Source organism: Paenibacillus sp. FSL R5-0749 (genome assembly GCF_038595085.1).
GTDB lineage: Bacteria > Bacillota > Bacilli > Paenibacillales > Paenibacillaceae > Paenibacillus.
On the sequence record NZ_CP152005.1, the window covers coordinates 3,824,814 to 3,841,824 of the forward strand.

At 46.4% G+C, this 17,011-nt stretch carries 16 protein-coding genes; 4 read left to right on the forward strand and 12 right to left on the reverse strand.

The features are described from left to right. Nucleotides 1–164 precede the first annotated feature (164 nt). Both MKY85_RS16805 and MKY85_RS16810 read right to left on the reverse strand, forming a co-directional pair. On the reverse strand, nt 165–974 hold the full coding sequence (locus MKY85_RS16805; RefSeq protein ID WP_342570234.1) for an MBL fold metallo-hydrolase: 810 nt from the start codon (nt 972–974) through the stop codon (nt 165–167). A gap of 180 nt (nt 975–1,154) precedes the next feature. After that, nucleotides 1,155–1,421 carry a hypothetical protein gene (locus MKY85_RS16810; protein ID WP_339234326.1) on the reverse strand — a complete coding sequence of 89 codons (267 nt, stop codon included), beginning with the start codon at nt 1,419–1,421 and terminating at the stop codon, nt 1,155–1,157. A gap of 239 nt (nt 1,422–1,660) precedes the next feature. Between MKY85_RS16810 and MKY85_RS16815 the strand changes: the two genes are divergently transcribed. The 4 genes from MKY85_RS16815 to MKY85_RS16830 all read left to right on the forward strand — a co-directional run bounded on the left by MKY85_RS16815 (nt 1,661) and on the right by MKY85_RS16830 (nt 5,977). Next, complete coding sequence (locus MKY85_RS16815; protein WP_342570235.1) at nt 1,661–2,893, forward strand: aminopeptidase; 1,233 nt, start codon at nt 1,661–1,663, stop codon at nt 2,891–2,893. Between the two features lie 85 nt (nt 2,894–2,978). Then, nucleotides 2,979–4,211: an aminopeptidase gene (locus tag MKY85_RS16820; RefSeq protein ID WP_342570236.1), complete on the forward strand. Its 1,233-nt coding sequence runs from the start codon at nt 2,979–2,981 to the stop codon at nt 4,209–4,211. Between the two features lie 244 nt (nt 4,212–4,455). Further along, nucleotides 4,456–5,046, forward strand: coding sequence for a sigma-70 family RNA polymerase sigma factor (locus MKY85_RS16825; protein WP_339234332.1), 591 nt, complete (start codon nt 4,456–4,458; stop codon nt 5,044–5,046). Further along, nucleotides 5,024–5,977 carry a hypothetical protein gene (locus MKY85_RS16830; RefSeq protein ID WP_339255760.1) on the forward strand — a complete coding sequence of 318 codons (954 nt, stop codon included), beginning with the start codon at nt 5,024–5,026 and terminating at the stop codon, nt 5,975–5,977. The genes MKY85_RS16825 and MKY85_RS16830 overlap by 23 nt, the downstream gene beginning before the upstream one ends. A 2-nt stretch (nt 5,978–5,979) precedes the next feature. Here MKY85_RS16830 and MKY85_RS16835 read toward each other — a convergent pair whose 3' ends face one another. The 10 genes from MKY85_RS16835 to MKY85_RS16880 form a co-directional block, all read right to left on the reverse strand. Then, entirely contained in the window at nt 5,980–6,492 is a 513-nt protein-coding gene (locus MKY85_RS16835; protein WP_339234334.1) for a hypothetical protein, read from the reverse strand. 281 nt (nt 6,493–6,773) lie between these two features. After that, nucleotides 6,774–8,090, reverse strand: coding sequence for a hemolysin family protein (locus MKY85_RS16840; protein WP_339234336.1), 1,317 nt, complete (start codon nt 8,088–8,090; stop codon nt 6,774–6,776). Between the two features lie 372 nt (nt 8,091–8,462). Further along, nucleotides 8,463–10,046, reverse strand: coding sequence for a sigma-70 family RNA polymerase sigma factor (locus MKY85_RS16845; RefSeq protein ID WP_342570237.1), 1,584 nt, complete (start codon nt 10,044–10,046; stop codon nt 8,463–8,465). 223 nt (nt 10,047–10,269) lie between these two features. Further along, nucleotides 10,270–10,671: a spore coat protein GerQ gene (gene gerQ, locus MKY85_RS16850; RefSeq protein WP_339243111.1), complete on the reverse strand. Its 402-nt coding sequence runs from the start codon at nt 10,669–10,671 to the stop codon at nt 10,270–10,272. A gap of 159 nt (nt 10,672–10,830) precedes the next feature. Further along, nucleotides 10,831–11,253: a cell wall hydrolase gene (locus tag MKY85_RS16855; protein ID WP_278294688.1), complete on the reverse strand. Its 423-nt coding sequence runs from the start codon at nt 11,251–11,253 to the stop codon at nt 10,831–10,833. Between the two features lie 160 nt (nt 11,254–11,413). Beyond that, entirely contained in the window at nt 11,414–13,099 is a 1,686-nt protein-coding gene (locus MKY85_RS16860; protein ID WP_342570238.1) for a hypothetical protein, read from the reverse strand. Between the two features lie 204 nt (nt 13,100–13,303). Then, a complete protein-coding gene (locus MKY85_RS16865; protein WP_342570239.1) occupies nt 13,304–14,053 on the reverse strand; it encodes a glucose 1-dehydrogenase in 750 nt (249 codons plus the stop codon). Nucleotides 14,054–14,200: 147 nt separating this feature from the next. Continuing rightward, entirely contained in the window at nt 14,201–14,593 is a 393-nt protein-coding gene (locus MKY85_RS16870) for a DUF2500 domain-containing protein (RefSeq protein WP_339234346.1), read from the reverse strand. A gap of 355 nt (nt 14,594–14,948) precedes the next feature. After that, complete coding sequence (locus MKY85_RS16875; protein ID WP_342570240.1) at nt 14,949–16,097, reverse strand: collagen-like protein; 1,149 nt, start codon at nt 16,095–16,097, stop codon at nt 14,949–14,951. A gap of 311 nt (nt 16,098–16,408) precedes the next feature. Further along, entirely contained in the window at nt 16,409–17,002 is a 594-nt protein-coding gene (locus tag MKY85_RS16880) for a C39 family peptidase (RefSeq protein ID WP_342570241.1), read from the reverse strand. Nucleotides 17,003–17,011 lie beyond the last annotated feature (9 nt).

Sequence of the window (17,011 nt, forward strand, 5' to 3'; positions counted from 1 at the left end):
CTGCATACTAAGGTTATATTATACGGCTCGACTATATCATGCCCGAGCACAAAATACCAATCTATGAAAGAGAACAAATTCATGATAGAAAAACAAAAAAGACAGGAAAAAGACAGCTGCAATCCCCTGCGGCTGTCTCTGCATACTTTCATATGTTCGTTGAATTAATCCACATATTTGCCGTGATCCGGCACAGTGCTTTCTTCAAAGTCCATATCAAGCCTCTTCAGGGATTCTCTCAGCATATCTCCGCTCAAGGCATGCCCATGCCCGGTAATCGCAAGTTTCGGCTCCAGATGCCTTATATGCTGGACCGATTGATGAGCAGCCTGCCAATCGGTTGTAAAATAGGAAGGCGGGCCATGCAACTGTTTGTCCTGAAGCAACACACTCCACAGCGATTCCTGCTTCACTGTAATGATTGCGTCTCCCGCAATTAACAGACGGTCCGATTCACGAAACAGTGACACATGTCCAGGTGTATGACCTGGCGTGTGCACCCACTCCCATCCTGCTAAGCCTGGAACAGTGTGATCTTTGGGTAAACTGAATATCCGATCATCCAGATTGATTGCCTCATTGGGATACGCGAATGACAACCTGGACATTAAACCTCCACCTACAGAAGGGTCCGCTGGCGGGTAATCTTTCAATCCCGTTAAATACGGAATTTCAAGCGGATGAGCATACACGGGCACACCCCAGAATTGTTCCAGCTCAATAACGGTTCCTACATGGTCGAAGTGACCGTGTGTCAAAATGATCGCTGACGGCGGACCTTGAAATCGTTCTGTTGCAATCTGAACAATATGATCTGTGAACCTCGCCATTCCGGTGTCCACGAGGACCCAGTTCCTGCTTCCTGGCTCTCCGATGAACACGACATTAACGAATAGTGTACGTAAACTGAGAATATCGGGCGCGACTTCTTCAAGTCCCGTCAACCCTTCTGTAATCAGATTGTCAGATGCCATTCACGGTTACCTCCCATTTGGCGGATTATTTCTCTGGTTCCATTCATCTCGTAGACTTCCCTTTTATGGATCATCTATTCAACATTTCCAATAAAATAGACGGTATACACCCTGTTTCGGGCATACACCGTCTAGTATAGTCATCGACACGACACAATAGAACAAGAACATCTCGGCCAGTTAAGCCGGATATGCCTCCAAAGCAGCATCGAGCAATTGATTGTACAGATCATCATCATTCTCCAGTAACTCGTCCATACGCAATAGCTCTTCTTCATCACCGGATTGCTCCGTGAAATGCAAACTGTAGTCCCAATCTTTTCCGTTCTTGCTCATGAAGGTAATCTCATATACTGACTTTTCGCCTTCTGTACGGAAAACGGTATTCCCTACGAAACTTTTTTCATCTTCACGGCGCATTTCAGCACTTATAATTTCAATATTCACAATCATTCTCTCCTTTAATCTTTCATCTACAGCCGGTCTCCAACATTTCTGGTAAACCTAGTTTGGTAATTATTATTGGTTAATTGTACAATATATAACGTAGCAACGTATACCTTATTCAATGAAGGAACCATTTGAGTCCTTACATAGTTGTAATGAGGACTATAATACGTGTTTGACCAACATCTATAATCGCCAACAAGCTACGATATTATTATCACATTGGAGGAAAAAATAGCATGAATAATTTCGAAACGAATCTGCAGCAGTATGCTGAACTGGCTGTACAAGTCGGTGTCAATATCCATCCTGGACAGACACTTGTGGTTAACGCACCAATCTCGGCAGCACATTTTGTACGACTGATTGTCAAAGCAGCTTACGGTAAAGGTGCCAAATTGGTTAAAGTAAACTGGAGCGACGAAACGGTTACACGTCTACATTACGATCTTGCACCTGATGAAGCCTTCTCCATTGAACCGAAATGGTTTGCAGCTGAAATGACTGAACTCGTTGAAGAAGGAGCAGCTGTACTGCACGTCATTGCTGAGAACCCGGATCTGCTGAACGGTGTAGCTCAGGAACGCATTATTACGAGTCAAAAAGTGCGCGGTAAAGCGCTCGAAAAATATCGTTCGTATCAGATGGCTGACAAATTCAGCTGGTCTATTGTAGCCGTTCCTTCTCCGGAATGGGCAGCTAAAGTATTCCCGGACCTGCCGGAAGCACAGCAAGTGGACCGCTTGTGGGATGTTATTTTCAAAACCGTACGGATCGGTGAACAGGATGCTGTTGCCGAATGGAAAACCCATTTGCAAAATCTCGATTCCCGCGCTGACCTGCTGAACAACAAAAAATACAAGAAGCTTCACTATACAGCGCCAGGCACAGACTTGACCATTGAACTTCCAGAAGGTCATATCTGGGTATCCGGTGGAAGTGTGAATGAGCAAGGACATGTCTTTATTGCCAATATGCCTACCGAAGAAGTATTCACAGCTCCCCTGAAAACCGGTGTTAACGGTACCGTTCGCAGCACGAAACCACTGAGCTACGGCGGTAATCTGATTGACGGATTCTCCCTGACATTTGAGAATGGTCGAATTGTAGATTATACCGCTGAGCAGGGACTGGATGCACTGAAAAACCTGATCGAGATGGATGAAGGCGCACACTATCTGGGTGAAGTTGCTCTTGTTCCTCATCAGTCACCGATTTCGGATACGAATATTTTGTTCTACAATACTTTGTTTGATGAGAATGCGTCCAACCATTTGGCAATCGGTAATGCCTATGCCTTCTGTCTGGAAGGTGGTAAAACGATGTCCAAAGAAGAGTTGATTGAACGTGGCATGAACTCCAGTCTCACTCATGTGGACTTCATGATTGGATCTGGAGAAATGAACATCCACGGTGTAACCTCCGAAGGTGCGGAAGAGCCGATCTTCCTGCAAGGAAACTGGGCATTTTAATCCCGTTTGATGTGGAGAGAGGAGATTACTCCTCTCTTTTCCTGCGTCAACAGGTCGAAAAATTCAATAACTGGAGGGAATGCATATGTTAAGTTTTGAACAAAAACTGGATCGTTACGCTGAACTGGCTGTAAGAGTGGGCGCAAACGTGCAGCCAGGACAAGTATTTGTCATTAGTGCAATGATTGATACCGCTGAATTCGTACGCTTGCTTGTGCGTAAGGGATACGAGGCCGGTGCCAAGCAGGTTATTGTAAAATACGGAGATGAAACGGTGAATCGATTGCGGTTTGAGATGGCCCCAGAGGAATCCTTCCAAGAGCCGCCGAAGTGGCATGCAGCGGAGCTTGAAGAACTGGCGGCCAATAATGCAGCCTTCCTGACCGTATTGTCATCCAGCCCGGATCTGATGAAAGGTATTGATCCTGCGCGGATCTCGGCCCATCAGCGTACATTTGGTCAGGCGATGGCCAAGTACCGACAGTATCAACAAGCGGATAAAATGAGCTGGACGGGTGTGGCTTGTCCTTCTCCCGCTTGGGCAGCCAAAGTATTCCCGGATCTCCCGGCAACGGAGCAGGTTAACCAGCTGTGGGAAGCCATTTTTGCTGCGGTGAGAGCCGACCTGGAGGACCCTGTAGCGGCCTGGGAAGAGCATATTGAACGACTGGAAACCAAGGCTGTGGCACTCAATAACAAAAAGTATCAAGCACTTCATTTCCTCTCCCCCGGGACGGATCTTACAGTCGAGCTTCCAGAAGGCCATATTTGGGCGCAGGCGGGTAGCGTAAATGAGCAAGGCATCCCTTTTGTTGCCAATATCCCGACAGAGGAAGTATTCACCGCTCCATCCAAACATGGCGTTAATGGTAAGGTGTCCAGCACCAAACCACTCAGCTACGGTGGCAGTATCATTGATCGTTTTTCACTCACATTCGAGAACGGACGCATCGTTGATTTTCATGCTGAAGAAGGTCAGGACACACTGGAAAGACTCATTTCGATGGATGAAGGATCACATTACCTCGGCGAAGTCGCTTTGGTTCCCTTTCATTCACCGATCTCTGAGAGTGGCATCCTGTATTACACGACTTTGTATGATGAGAATGCGTCCTGCCACCTTGCGATTGGCAGTTCCTATGCATTCAATATCGAAGGTGGCAAAACGATGTCTCCTGAAGAGCTTGCAGCCCGTGGCATGAATTCCAGCATTACTCATGTGGACTTCATGATGGGCTCGCCCGAGACGGATATCTACGGTATTACGGCAAACGGTGAACGTGAGCCCATCTTCCTTAAAGGAGATTGGGCATTTTAACTGATTACGGAAAAGTGCTCTAAAGAAACATTCTCACTTTTCGGTCATAAGGCTGTCTTGCAACCATGTATTCATGGTTGCAAGACAGCCTTTTTATTAATTTTCAGCAAACTGTCCGGAGGCTGCACATGCTCTCTTCTTCTGGTTTTTCTCGGACCAACCTCCCATTGTATCGTTTCCATATTATGTTGTAAAATGTAATGATACCAATGTTTGTGGATTGTTCACCAGAAAGGAGAACATCATGGCCAATCGGCTCCAGTTACTACTTGCCTCAGATTTCCATAATTTAGGATCTGCACTTCAGGAAGAAGTGTATTATGAATATTATAATATGGTACATGGTCTTATCGTTTATATTATCAAGGAGCGTGCTGCAGCAGAAGATATTATTCAGGAAGCTTTTATTAAAATTATTAAAAACAAACCCATTTTCGAAGACGAGGTCAAACTGAAAGCCTGGCTCAAGGTCGTCACACGGAACACCGCTATTAATTATCTGAGAAAAAATAAAAATAACCGTAACCAATTGGATACGGATAGTGTTTTTATAGATATGGAGACGATGAATCAGACAGCAGCTTCCGTGGAAAGTATGGTAGAAACGCAGATGATGGAAGAGTCCATTGAATATTATCTCGGACAGCTCAAACCGGAATACCGTGTACTGGTGGAGTTACGATGGAAAAAAGGTCTCTCCTACCGAGAGATGGCCGAACTGCTGGATACCTCCGAAGAGATTGTGAAGCAACGCTTGTTCAGAGCCCGCGGCAGTATCAAGAAGAAATTACATAAGGAATGGGGTGGAAGCATTGAGCAAAGGCAAGTCCGATAAGCATGTGGAGCAATTCGATTCCGAGCTAGAAGACGAATATTTCGACGCTGCGTTTGAAATGGCTTTTGATGAGGCTTTCCATCAAGCTGTCTCTGCCCCTTCCGCCTCCCATACCGAATCCATGCAGCAATCCTGGCAGAAGGTACAACGGGAAATTAACAGAATCGGTTTACGTAAAAAAAGAATACGTACCTTGCGACTTTCAGTTGTCGTAGCTGCATCCGTGACCATCGGGGCAGTTATTTTCAGCCTGCCATCCGGTACGCAAGCGGTATCCCCATTCGTGCAATCCATCAAGGATTGGGGCAACGGCATGAAATCCATTATCATCGAAGATCGCACGACCCATCTGGGGGCTGATCCGTCAACCGCCAAAACGCCTCCACCACCGGAAACATCATTGGAAGATATTCTTAGAGTACAAGAAGAAGAGGCTCTTAATACACCTTCGTATGAGTTATCTCGCCACGTGCTTCGTCCAGTGCTTGTTACGGAAGAGATTGCACGTGAAGGGTTCATGGGTGACTTTCTGTTATCCAAGGCCATTCCGGAGCGATTCAATAAGGTCAAATTCGAACTTGTGCTTGATACAGAAAACCCTGTGAATCCAGACGATTATTATGAGTCCACCCAAATGAGAGTTCAATATACCAGTGAAGGCAAGAGCATAGAAGATGAGATTATCCAGTTTGATTATGTTTATGTCATGCCTGGGGAGAAAATTGAAGGGGCCATGCTTCGTGATATGAGCACCGTTAAGCTGGCAGACGGTACGGAAGCACTAATGTATATCGGCCCACCCTATAACTCCTTTCAGTGGATGATGGGCTCGAACAATATGAGTCTGTTTGGCACCCTTTCAGAAGAAGAAATGACTGCGATTGCCAACGATTTTCAAGAGCAGAAGTTTCCTGGCAGTACCCGCCGATAATATCAAAACAACACGGTGCCAGAGACATGTTTGCTTGTATCCGTAGTACTTCCATCATACGCTGTATGAATACTGGTAACGCGATAATAATATCCTGGCATAACGGTCCAATCCGATGAGGCATTGAGTAAGTTTGTATTCATTTCATTGTTGGAACCAGCTTTGAAAGTCACCCATGCTGTTCCTGTCCAACGCTCAAGCCGATAATCTACGGAAAGTGTCTTCATTGCTGTATAGGTCGTAGTCTTGGTATTCACGATGGCCGACAGTCCTCCACCAGGGATGACTGCACCGACCGCTTGATAGATATGTCCCCGTTCGCGAGTGTTAGCGAGCGAATGGATGGATGGTTCTGGCGGCGGTGGAGCTGTAAGTGCACCAGAGGACACCTTCATAATCGGGCTTGCAACGGCTGGTTCAGACGTAGGAATAACCAGAAGTGTTGGCACCATGAACAAGGCAACAAGGGTTATTTTTAGTATAGATACTGCACTCTTATTATTCATCTTCCGCATATTGATCCATCCTCCGCTTCTATACTTCATTTTGTGTAAGGGTATAAACGGACGAATCAGGTGACAGGTTTCAAAAAAATTAGACGCTCCGATTCTATGTCGGCAGCGTCTTTTGTTTTTTTATACATTTTCAAATATGGTGAAACCTAAATTATTCCATCCCGTATGTATTCAGTAATGTAAGTATTGTTGTTCACACCCCAGGAATCATGAGCATGCAAAGAAGCCGTACGATGACCATTCGTCACCATACAGCTTCATTTGTTCGAATTTCGATCTGGCTAAGCGCCTTCTTCTTCAACCAACAGTTCCAGCTTAATCACATTCACTCGGGAAATCCGCTTATGCTCTGTCTCTTGAATGACAAATACATAACCTCCATACTCAACCGATTGACCGACCTCAGGTGGAATGGCATCCACTCTGGAGTATAGCCAACCTCCGATGGTATCGTAATCGGCACGGTCCATCTCCAGTCCGAATCGTTCACTGACTTCTTCAATCAGCATCATGCCATCAATGGAGTATTCCATCTCATCCACTTGCTCAATGGCAGGACGCTCCTGGTCGAATTCATCCTGAATCTCGCCTACGATCTCTTCCATGATATCTTCAAGTGTGACAAGCCCGGAGGTTCCCCCGTATTCATCAATCAGAATCGCAATCTGCGTTTTGCTACGCTGCATACGCTTAAGCAGATCACTGATCAGGGTGGTATCTGGCACAGCCAGGATAGGCCGGATCACGGAGATGGTATCCGTAAGTTGGGATCGCATCAGATCCTTAATGTGAATAAAGCCGATAATATGATCCTTGTCTCCGTTATATACCGGATACCTTGTTCGCATACTCTCACTGGCAATCTCCAGATTTTCCAGCATGGACTGATTGGCATTCAGACAGATCATTTCCGTCCGCGGAATCATAATTTCACGGGCGGTTGTATCCGTAAAATCAAATATATTATCAACAAGTGCTAATTCAGTATTATCAATTAAACCGCTCTTATTGCTTTCTTTCATGAGAATACGTAATTCATCTTCACTATGCGCGTCGTCCATCTCGGAAGCGGGTGCCATTCGGAAAAGTCTCAACAAGCCATTAGCCATACCGTTCAGTGCCCATATGAATGGATACATTAACTTGTAGAAGAACGTTAGCAAGGCTGCAGACCACAGCGTGATCGTTTCAGACTTTCGAATCGCCATCGTCTTGGGAGCTAGTTCCCCCAGTACAATATGCAGGATTGTAATAATTACAAATGCAATGGCAATAGAGATTCCATGAACGTAGACGGGTCCTAGTCCAAATGCGGTAAACATGGGCTCTAACAAGTGTGCAATTGCGGGTTCTCCCAACCATCCAAGTCCCAGTGAAGCGAGCGTTATACCTAATTGGCAAGCTGATAGATATGCATCCATATTACGTATGATATTGGAAGCATATATTGCATTTTTGTTGCCTGTTTCCACCAAAGTCTCAATCCGGCTTCCACGAACTTTCACCATCGCGAATTCCGCCGACACAAAGAAACCATTCATCAATACAAGTAAACCAATTAATACTAAATTTAAAATACTCGGTAAGGGGTCACTCAAATTTTCATCCTATTCGCCGTCATTCTTCGGCAAATAGGTCCACCTCCTTCGAAAATGTAGGATATTAGCCATTCTGCCGTTCATATGCAATTTCAACTTCCCAATGCTTCCACCTCCACCTTGTTCTGTCGAATAACAAAGATATGCTTCTTTTATTATATAATTCTACACTACACAGTCAATCCGTGTCCTATGACAACGAAATGGCACAATCGCCTTTTTTCTTTAACAAAAGTAATGATTACGCTGTTTTTTTTAACATTTCACATACAATCATCTAACCAAACCAAAGAGAGCACCCTCGCTCATGCTTCCGCATGGCTGGATACTCTCTTTTACAATACTGTTCTTTCCCCAGATTCTATCCACTAATTACGATGTAGACTCAATCTCCACTACAGTCTCAGAGGCAGGATTCCAGCGCCAGCTGGGCTGTTTCCCACTTGCATTATGCAATCCACCGATCCAGAATTCATCCTGTTTCAGCAGTGCCCAATCGACTTCTCCATTCAAAACCTGAATTCCGAGTTCCGTTAGCGACAGGACTCCTTCACGGAATGTTTCATCATGTTGCTTGAAATTAGGGAAAGTTGTTGCTCCAATCATATGAAGCAGAGCATGAGGGCCTTCTGTCATCCGCCTCAGATGTGCCCAGTATTCAAGATCACCCATCCCAAGAATATGCAGCTTGTCCCCTACCTCGCGAAACAAAGGATATGGACGATCTACTCCCGCTCTAACGGTCTCCAGGGTCGTCTGTTCAATGACTCCAAGACCATTGGATACCGACGGTACACGGGACAAATGCGCCTTAAAGGCAGCTTTTGCGAAGGGTAGCGCAGAAGTATCTGCCTGTAAATAATCCAGATGATTCCGTATATCCGTTGACGTATAGGCTTCCCAGAACTGTGCACCTGCTTGTAGCTCCTTTTTCTCAATCAGATGCCAACTCCCGGACAACCGTTCGATCTGCGAGGAAGTAAGCTGACCCAATCCCCTAAAGTGCTCAATCTCTGGATACGAGTCAATACAGAGCAGGTTCAGCTTCGTATTCTGGAGCGCTTGTCCGTTGAAATAATGTAACAGGTAAGATAACATCGTCTGGTCATAGAGATCGTATTCAAACCATAAGACAATCTCCTTATATTGTTGAAACGAATGCAACTTGCGTTCAAGTTCCTCAATCTGCAAGTATTCCGTCTGTGGAATGCCCAATTGCCGTTCCAATACGGATGCCCGATTCTTCCGCTCTTCTGCGTCTCCCATATCTTGGACTACCGGTCCAAACGTATATAATTCTCTCCATACGAGGATATCCCCCTCGATTCCACTCTCTTTTAAACGATTGGCAGCGTGGTCCCCATTCATAATGTGTAACAATCCTTTTCCTCCTTCATATAAATCATTGAACATCGAGGCGAGATCTCTCACAGGCATAGAGCGCTTGAGTTTGGATCGGGCATCGAACAGTCTTTTCTTTAATGCAGGTACGTTGACCCCGAGGAAATCCGATATTTCCTTGAGCGAGTATCCTTCCAAATAAAACAGTTCAACAGCTATCCGCATCGATGATGGAAGTATTGCAATAGAATCACGCAGCGTACGATTCATTTCGTTTTGCACCGCTTGTTTTTCCGGATTATGCGCCTGATCCTCTTCCTGGAAAACATGCTCCAACTCCTGAACGGGAATCATGGTATGCTGCTTGCGTCGTAGCCAGCGATAACATTGCCTCTCTACGATTACCTTGAACCACCCCGGGAAGGCCTCTGGGTCCTCCAGTTTGGACAGATTGCCAAAGGCCTCCGTAAAGGCCTCCTGCACAACATCTTCTGCCCAGAATGGTTCCCCCAGCCGGTGATGGGCTACAGTAAGAGCCATTCCGCGATATTGCGCCATCAGTTGCGCATAAGCTTCGGGTTCGCCCTTCATTGCTCCTTCAATCCATGACTTCAATGCTATGGACTCCCTTCATATAGGCATGTTGCTTGTTCTGTTCATATATAAGTGCCATCTTTTTATCAAAAGGTTACGTCTGACTCAATTATTTTTGTAATGATTTCGCTTAAATGCTTATGTAAAAAGCCGTCCCGTCCGCGGATCATCTCCACATTCGGGACAGCATAATAAATCAGGATGTGTTAGACATATCCAATCAATTGAAACGAAGAACCACCAATTAGAATCTGCTCGGAGCTTGTGGGTAATTGCCTACCACGCCCGGATATTGATACAACAATGGCTCATCAAATGTAGCATAGTCGAAATTGACCATCAACAGCATGATCCGTCTTCCAGTCTTCGGGTCGCTGATAATAATATGGTCACGGCCCGCTGCCTCAATAATACCTTGGAATATGCGAGCATTCCATTCTTTGTTGCCTTCATATGTCATGTAGAACGTGCCGTACTTCCCGAGATTCAGACGCAGAATATTTTCAATGTACGATTGCTCAAATTGAGGAGCCGTTGTCGTAACCACAGCACCCGAGGGAGTCATTGGACTTCCGCTGGATACGAGTGGCGGTACACTTGTTGAGCTAGGGGATACCATTCCTGGCGTTGGTGACATGCTAGGCATGCCGTTACCAATTTTGTAAGATGTACCTTGAACCTGAGAGTTGGCTTGTTGACCCAACACAGAATTCGCTTGCTGGCCTAATACGGAATTCGCTTGCTGACCCATTGTTTGAGTCGTAGGTTGATACGGTTGATTAATCATAGTGATTCCTCCCCAAATTTAATAGACTTCCGGACAGTCGTCGCCTGTCGGACTGAAGAAACAATGTGCTTTGAAACGTCCTGTATTTTGCTGGTTATACCACGTATCCGGACAGTCGCCCACAGGTCGGAAAAACCACAACGAATTACTGGCTGGCCAAAACCGTTCTCCATTAATTACACGTTGTGCCAGACGAATCTCGGATTGTCTCGCCCGTTGGTAGAAGTAACCCTTCTGTGTTGACTCGAAGCCTCCGGGGTTCTGAAATACCATGCGGTTGATGTCACGAATATCTTTGAAGTCCAGACAATCCACCAGCACCCGGTTCACACCTACATTACCTACAAGCAGCATGCCTTGTTCGCCGTCACCTTCAGCCTCCGCCCTCAGCAGCCTAGCCAGCAGCTTGACGTCCTCTGAGTTGGCTTTAATAACAGCCATAGTCTGTTTCCTCCTTCGTTTCAGCTGTTCATCACCGTACATCGTATTGTGCAGGAGCCCATTCGGTGACACGATTCCATCTTTTTTCCATAAAAAAAAGCCCGGAACCCCACCCAAGGTGAAGTCCCGAAGCAATTCGTTTCTTATAATACTCGCCGGTTTAAGGCTTGGCTTCAATCCAATAATCATAGGCATGTACAATGTTGCCTTGGTAAGCCTGATGCTCAGCCAGCAGATCCGGAAGCTTGGCGAGCTGAAGTTCCATTTCCGCCGCCCCTTTCTCATAAAAAGAAATATGCTGACCTTCATGGTTCTGCTTCATTTCTACCGAAATCATTAACCTTTTGCCCAGACGATCTGCAATCTCCATCTCCTGACTCACAACAGCAGCAATGCCATTGGACCCTTCTGCCTGATTACGGAATGCCATCATCGACACATGATCAAGTGTATCAATCATAAACTCTGTCACAGACATGTCTTTTCCCGGCAACGGGAAGGTATCCAGCCATACAGCAAGGTCTGCACTTGTTTCGAGATCACTGTCCTTCTTCGTTTCTTCCTGGAAAAATGTAATGTTGGCTGCCCATTCGGTCAACAGGGTGTCCCGATTATTCTCCCATTCCGGCAAAGTGTAAGGTTCAATATCCAGATGGATACCTTCAAATCGTTCATCCGGCTCGGATTCCGCATTATAGTTTTTCACATAATCAATCAGGCGCTGAATGCGTGGACGGTTTTCCTTTTTGCCCCAGATCGGATGTCCGCCCATGGCATGGATTTCAATGCCCTGTGCATTGGCCCGTTTTACAAAACTGCGGTAACTCGAATACGGTTGATCCAGATCTAAACGAACATACAACCAGTTAATATTTTGCGCTCTGGCAAACTCTAGTATGTGCTCTCCCCCGTCATTCGTCACCTGAGAGGCCTCCCAGATATACGTCCCCCGAATCTCGGGCTGATTGGCTGGAATCTCCGGTAATGGCAGTTCTGAAGGCTCCAGTTGTCCCCAGTATACGATGTCATGTACAGCAGAACCGGCGTATGAAGTATGTTCACTGAATGCGGAGGCAACTTCTTCAATAACGCTTTCCAGCTGCGCTGCACCTTTACCGGCAAAAGTCGTGAATTCCTCGCCAGGCATTGGTTTGGTGTTCAACCCAACCGTGACACTCACATTGCTGGCGTCGGCCCAGTTCATTTCCTGTTCAATTAAACGTATGATACCGTTGTTTCCTTGTGCGTTATCACGGTAAGCGAGTAAAGTGACATGATCCACTTGTTCGATGAACCAACGTGACAATGGTTCGTTATCTGCATCCTCCGAAACTCTATTCCCTGTGATAGTATAGGAATCCAGCCAAAATGGGAGGTCCATATTCACGGCAACCGCGCCATTCTGTCTCACTTGCTCAAATAACAGATTCATATTGGCCACCCAGGATTGTACCAGTGGCTTGGCATCTTCTTGCCAAGCTGATAACACATAGGGCTTGATATCCAGATGTATGGCATCAAATTGCTCGTTGGGCTCAGCAGCCTGATTGTAGTCACTTACCCAGGACGCTAATCTGAGCATGGGGCCTTCACGGCCACTGACTGCCCAGGATGGATCGCCTCCTAGCGCTTCAACCGCGATACCTGCACGGCTGGCTTTGGCTATAAACGTCTGGTATACCTCCTTGGACAGCGTAATGTCTACATTTACGTATAGCCTGTTTATCTTATGTCTAGCTGCATTGGCCAACAGCTCATCTCCGTTGCTAACAGACTGTGCCTGCCATACCCAGGCTGCCCGTATATCCGCGCCGTCAGCTTCAGCAGGTGACTCATTCCCTATCATTATCATCCCTCCGATCAGCAGTAACAGCCAAAATACCTTCCGGGATTGTTTCCCGAACATATACTCCCTCCATTCCTCTACGGTTGTAAAATCACATTTATTATAGCAACCGAGTTATTAAAAACAAATAAGCCCAAGTGCTTAACTTGGGCTTATTACTCTTAAGTTGGTATAGTGGCGGGCTCGCCCGGATCGATCCCGGTTCTAGTCCTCATATATCATTTTTCGGGTCATGCCTCCATCAATAACGAGGTTGGTCCCTGTGACAAAGGTATTGCTTGGATCAGATAAATATAGACAAGCACGGGAGATATCCGAAGGAACACCCACTCGACCGGATGGATGCTGTTCATGATCCTCCTTCTTCAATTTCTCCACGTCACCCGTCTCAATCCATCCCGGACTGATACAATTGACCCGAATTTGGTCTTTACCCAGTGAGACCGCCAGCGCATGCGTGAGAGCTACTATTGCTCCTTTGGATGCGGCATAAGCTTCGGTATCCGGCTCAGACATCAGTGCACGTGTAGAAGCCATGTTGATAATGGCACCCCCGTGCTCATTGCTTTTCATATGTTTGGCTGCTTCCCGACTTGCCAAAAAGCAACTTCTCACATTCGTATTGAGTACATCGTCCCATTCTTCCAGCGTTAGCTCATAGGGGGACTTCCATTTGGCGAGTCCTGCATTATTCACCAACACATCAATTTGATTGAACTCTTCCACGGTTGTGCGAAAAAGGTTCGTAATGTCCCGCTCACTCCGAACATCACATTGGACAAAAATGGCTTCTCCACCTTCATTACGAATGGAAGCCGCAGCTGCCGCACCCTCCGCTTCCTGGTAGTCAGCAAGTACAACTTTGGCACCGGCGACCGCGTAAGCCTCAGCCACACTCCGTCCAATTCCCTGTGCCGCACCGGTTACAACAACAACCTGGTCTGTAAATGACATGTTCATTGCCTCCTCTATGGTAATGATCCTTTGATCATAATCTCAGTATGCCTCTTCTTATATAAATACACGTTAAAGCCATTAAGAAACGCTTGTCCAGCAAATAATCAAAAAAAGCTCACGCCATCCTGGCGCAAGCTGCTTAGTTTAACCCCGTAGGCGTTCGGAATACACACGATTATATCGCTCGAAGCCTACATAACGCGTTCCTTTGAACGAGAGCCGTCCTTCGTCTCCCTCAGCACACAAACCATACTCTTCGCCATTAACTTTGAATTCGAGTCGATCTCCACTCTCCACTTCAAAGGTGACGTAGTATAACGTTCGTGCTGTACTGCCTGGTTCAGATTGCGTCTGGCTCAACTTCATCCGTCTGCTGGTGATTCGTGAAGGCACGGTCAACAGCGGCTCCGAGTTGTTGCGTCCCCACCTCCATACCTCTTTTCCCATCGACAGAAGGACTATACCTATAATCAGAACAAATACAACCGGAAAGACGGTTCCAAACAAATCAAACATCCAGGATGATTCAATGCCCATGTCTCTCCCTCCGTTCATACAACTTAGGACAGCCGGAGTCTTGACCCGTCTCCTGTAATGTATATGCGGACGGACACGGAACTTGTTAACCCGATTAAATATTTGAACAATTAAATCAAAGAAGGAGTAAATGAATAGGTATGCTTCATTGAATAACTCTTGTCCTCTACCTGCTACCGAAACAGGGCTAATATTATTTTTTGGTCTTCAAATCTAATTAATATGTACAACATCAGCCCCAACGGAGATAACAGCCTGAGTAAAGCACTGAGATCTCCGTTCAAGCACACCAATGTTACATTGGGGATGCCTATTTAATAAAGCAAAGTACACTTAGCCAGGGCTGATAACGGACTCATGCTAATTGTGTGATCACAAGATGTGCCGATACAGGTCTTGTTCCGCCCGCAAGTGGCGTAATTGTTAACGCAGTAGAATTACCAGCCGGGTTTCGAACGGTCAGAATAGAATTAATCACGGTTGTCTGTACCAAGGCCATACCCACAATCTGAGACGTACCCGTAGCTCGCCCAACTACTGTAGGGGCCAAATCTGCCCCATTGAGGGTCAAGATTAATTGACCCGCTTCATTGATGCTCACTTGGAACAAAATCTGATACGTACCAATGGCTGCCAGATTGAATGAACTAGGCCCCGTGCGGGCGATAGTTGTTCCACTTGTTGGCCCATCCTGAGGAAAGCTTACATCCGTACCGGGAGCAACCGTTGCAGCATTATCAGGTGGCATCAGTGCGAAAAAGTCAGCGAATCCCAGCACGCTTCCGGCTGCTCCGGTCGCTCCTGTAGATCCTGTTGCCCCAGCGGGACCAGCTACTCCTGTCGCTCCTGTCGCGCCCACTGCTCCAGCAGGGCCTACCGCTCCTGTTGCACCAGCTGTGCCTGCAGCTCCAGCAGGGCCTGTTGCTCCTGTTGCACCGGCTGGTCCTGCCGGGCCTACTGCTCCAGCAGGGCCTGCCACTCCTGCTGCACCGGCTGTGCCTGCCGGGCCCGCTGCTCCTGTCGCACCCGTCGGCCCAACAGCTCCAGGGGGACCAGGAAAACCTTGAGCTCCAATTGCACCGGCAGGCCCAGGATTACCTTGCGGACCCTGTGGCCCTACAGCCCCTGCTTCTCCCGGAATGCCCTGGGCTCCCATGGGGCCAGCAGGTCCGACCGGACCTTGAGAGCCTACGGCTCCAGCAGGACCAGGCTGTCCCTGAGGTCCTTGTGGTCCAGGCGGCCCTCCCGCTGGTCCTTGAGCTCCAGGTGGCCCTTCTACCCCTTGTTTACCTGGAATACCCTGTACACCCTGCACGCCTTGTATCCCTTGCGGTCCTGTTGGACCAACGACAGTAGGGGTAGATATATTCACTTCTGGAGGCGGACATTTTACGTGAACGAACTTCTTAACCACTTTCAATCGGCGTTCTTTTCTTTTAAGTTTACACGGATGTAATGTTGCCTTTTTTCTCTTCATTCGTTTCTTCACTTCTGAATGACTCACCGTGTGGACACCTCCCTATGGACATAGTTTAACGTACGTATGTAGATAAATAGATGCGTGGACGAACAACCAATTAATTAAAAAGCTTAGCCTGATTTATAAGAAAAACTATAAATTCGGTAGCAACTGCCTATACGTTTTATCTATATTTCATAACCAGCGATTAAAGCGAACTTGTTTACGTGAGTAGATTTGTTCACAGAAAAACTCATGCCAATTGGGCATGAGTTTCATGTCTTAACCCTGCAGATTTTTCGAATAATGCCAATTCGTTCGTTCAAAGTAAATTCCTTTCCCTCGAGTGGGCCTTCTTAAGTCTTCTTCGGATGTACGACGATATATGAGTTCTGACAAAAGGGCAACCATGACCTCCATACCGTGTTGAGTTCATTGATGCTGATTTTTCGGTTGTAATACTCTTCATCACAATTAACCTTGTGATCTAACGATTCTGCCAAATAAAAATGCGTTTCATCATAACCAACAACGGGAACAAAATGCAAGTAACGTTGTTTGGCATGGACTTTAATAAATAAAATAACAGGCACCCCTTGGCTGATCTGTTGCTTCAACGTATTCACATTACCACGTAAGTACATTGCCTGGTATCCTAGCTTTCTGAAAAAAACAACAACCGCTTTCGGATATACGGTGCCATCCAGTAATTTGCGAGGATAGGATTCATAAAGCTTAGTTCCGTTGGACTCCAAACCGAAATGTCTCAAGACGAACGCACTGGAAAATGCAGCACATTCATTATTCTTTTGCATATCCAGTTGATTGGAAGATTGAATGTAATATGTACTTGGAACGTTGACGCTGTTCATGCGATCTTTCTTGGGAAAACTGAAATAGATAGATATCACCCAGAGGATGATCAACCAAAGTAATCCATTGAGAAACAATCCGTGCCC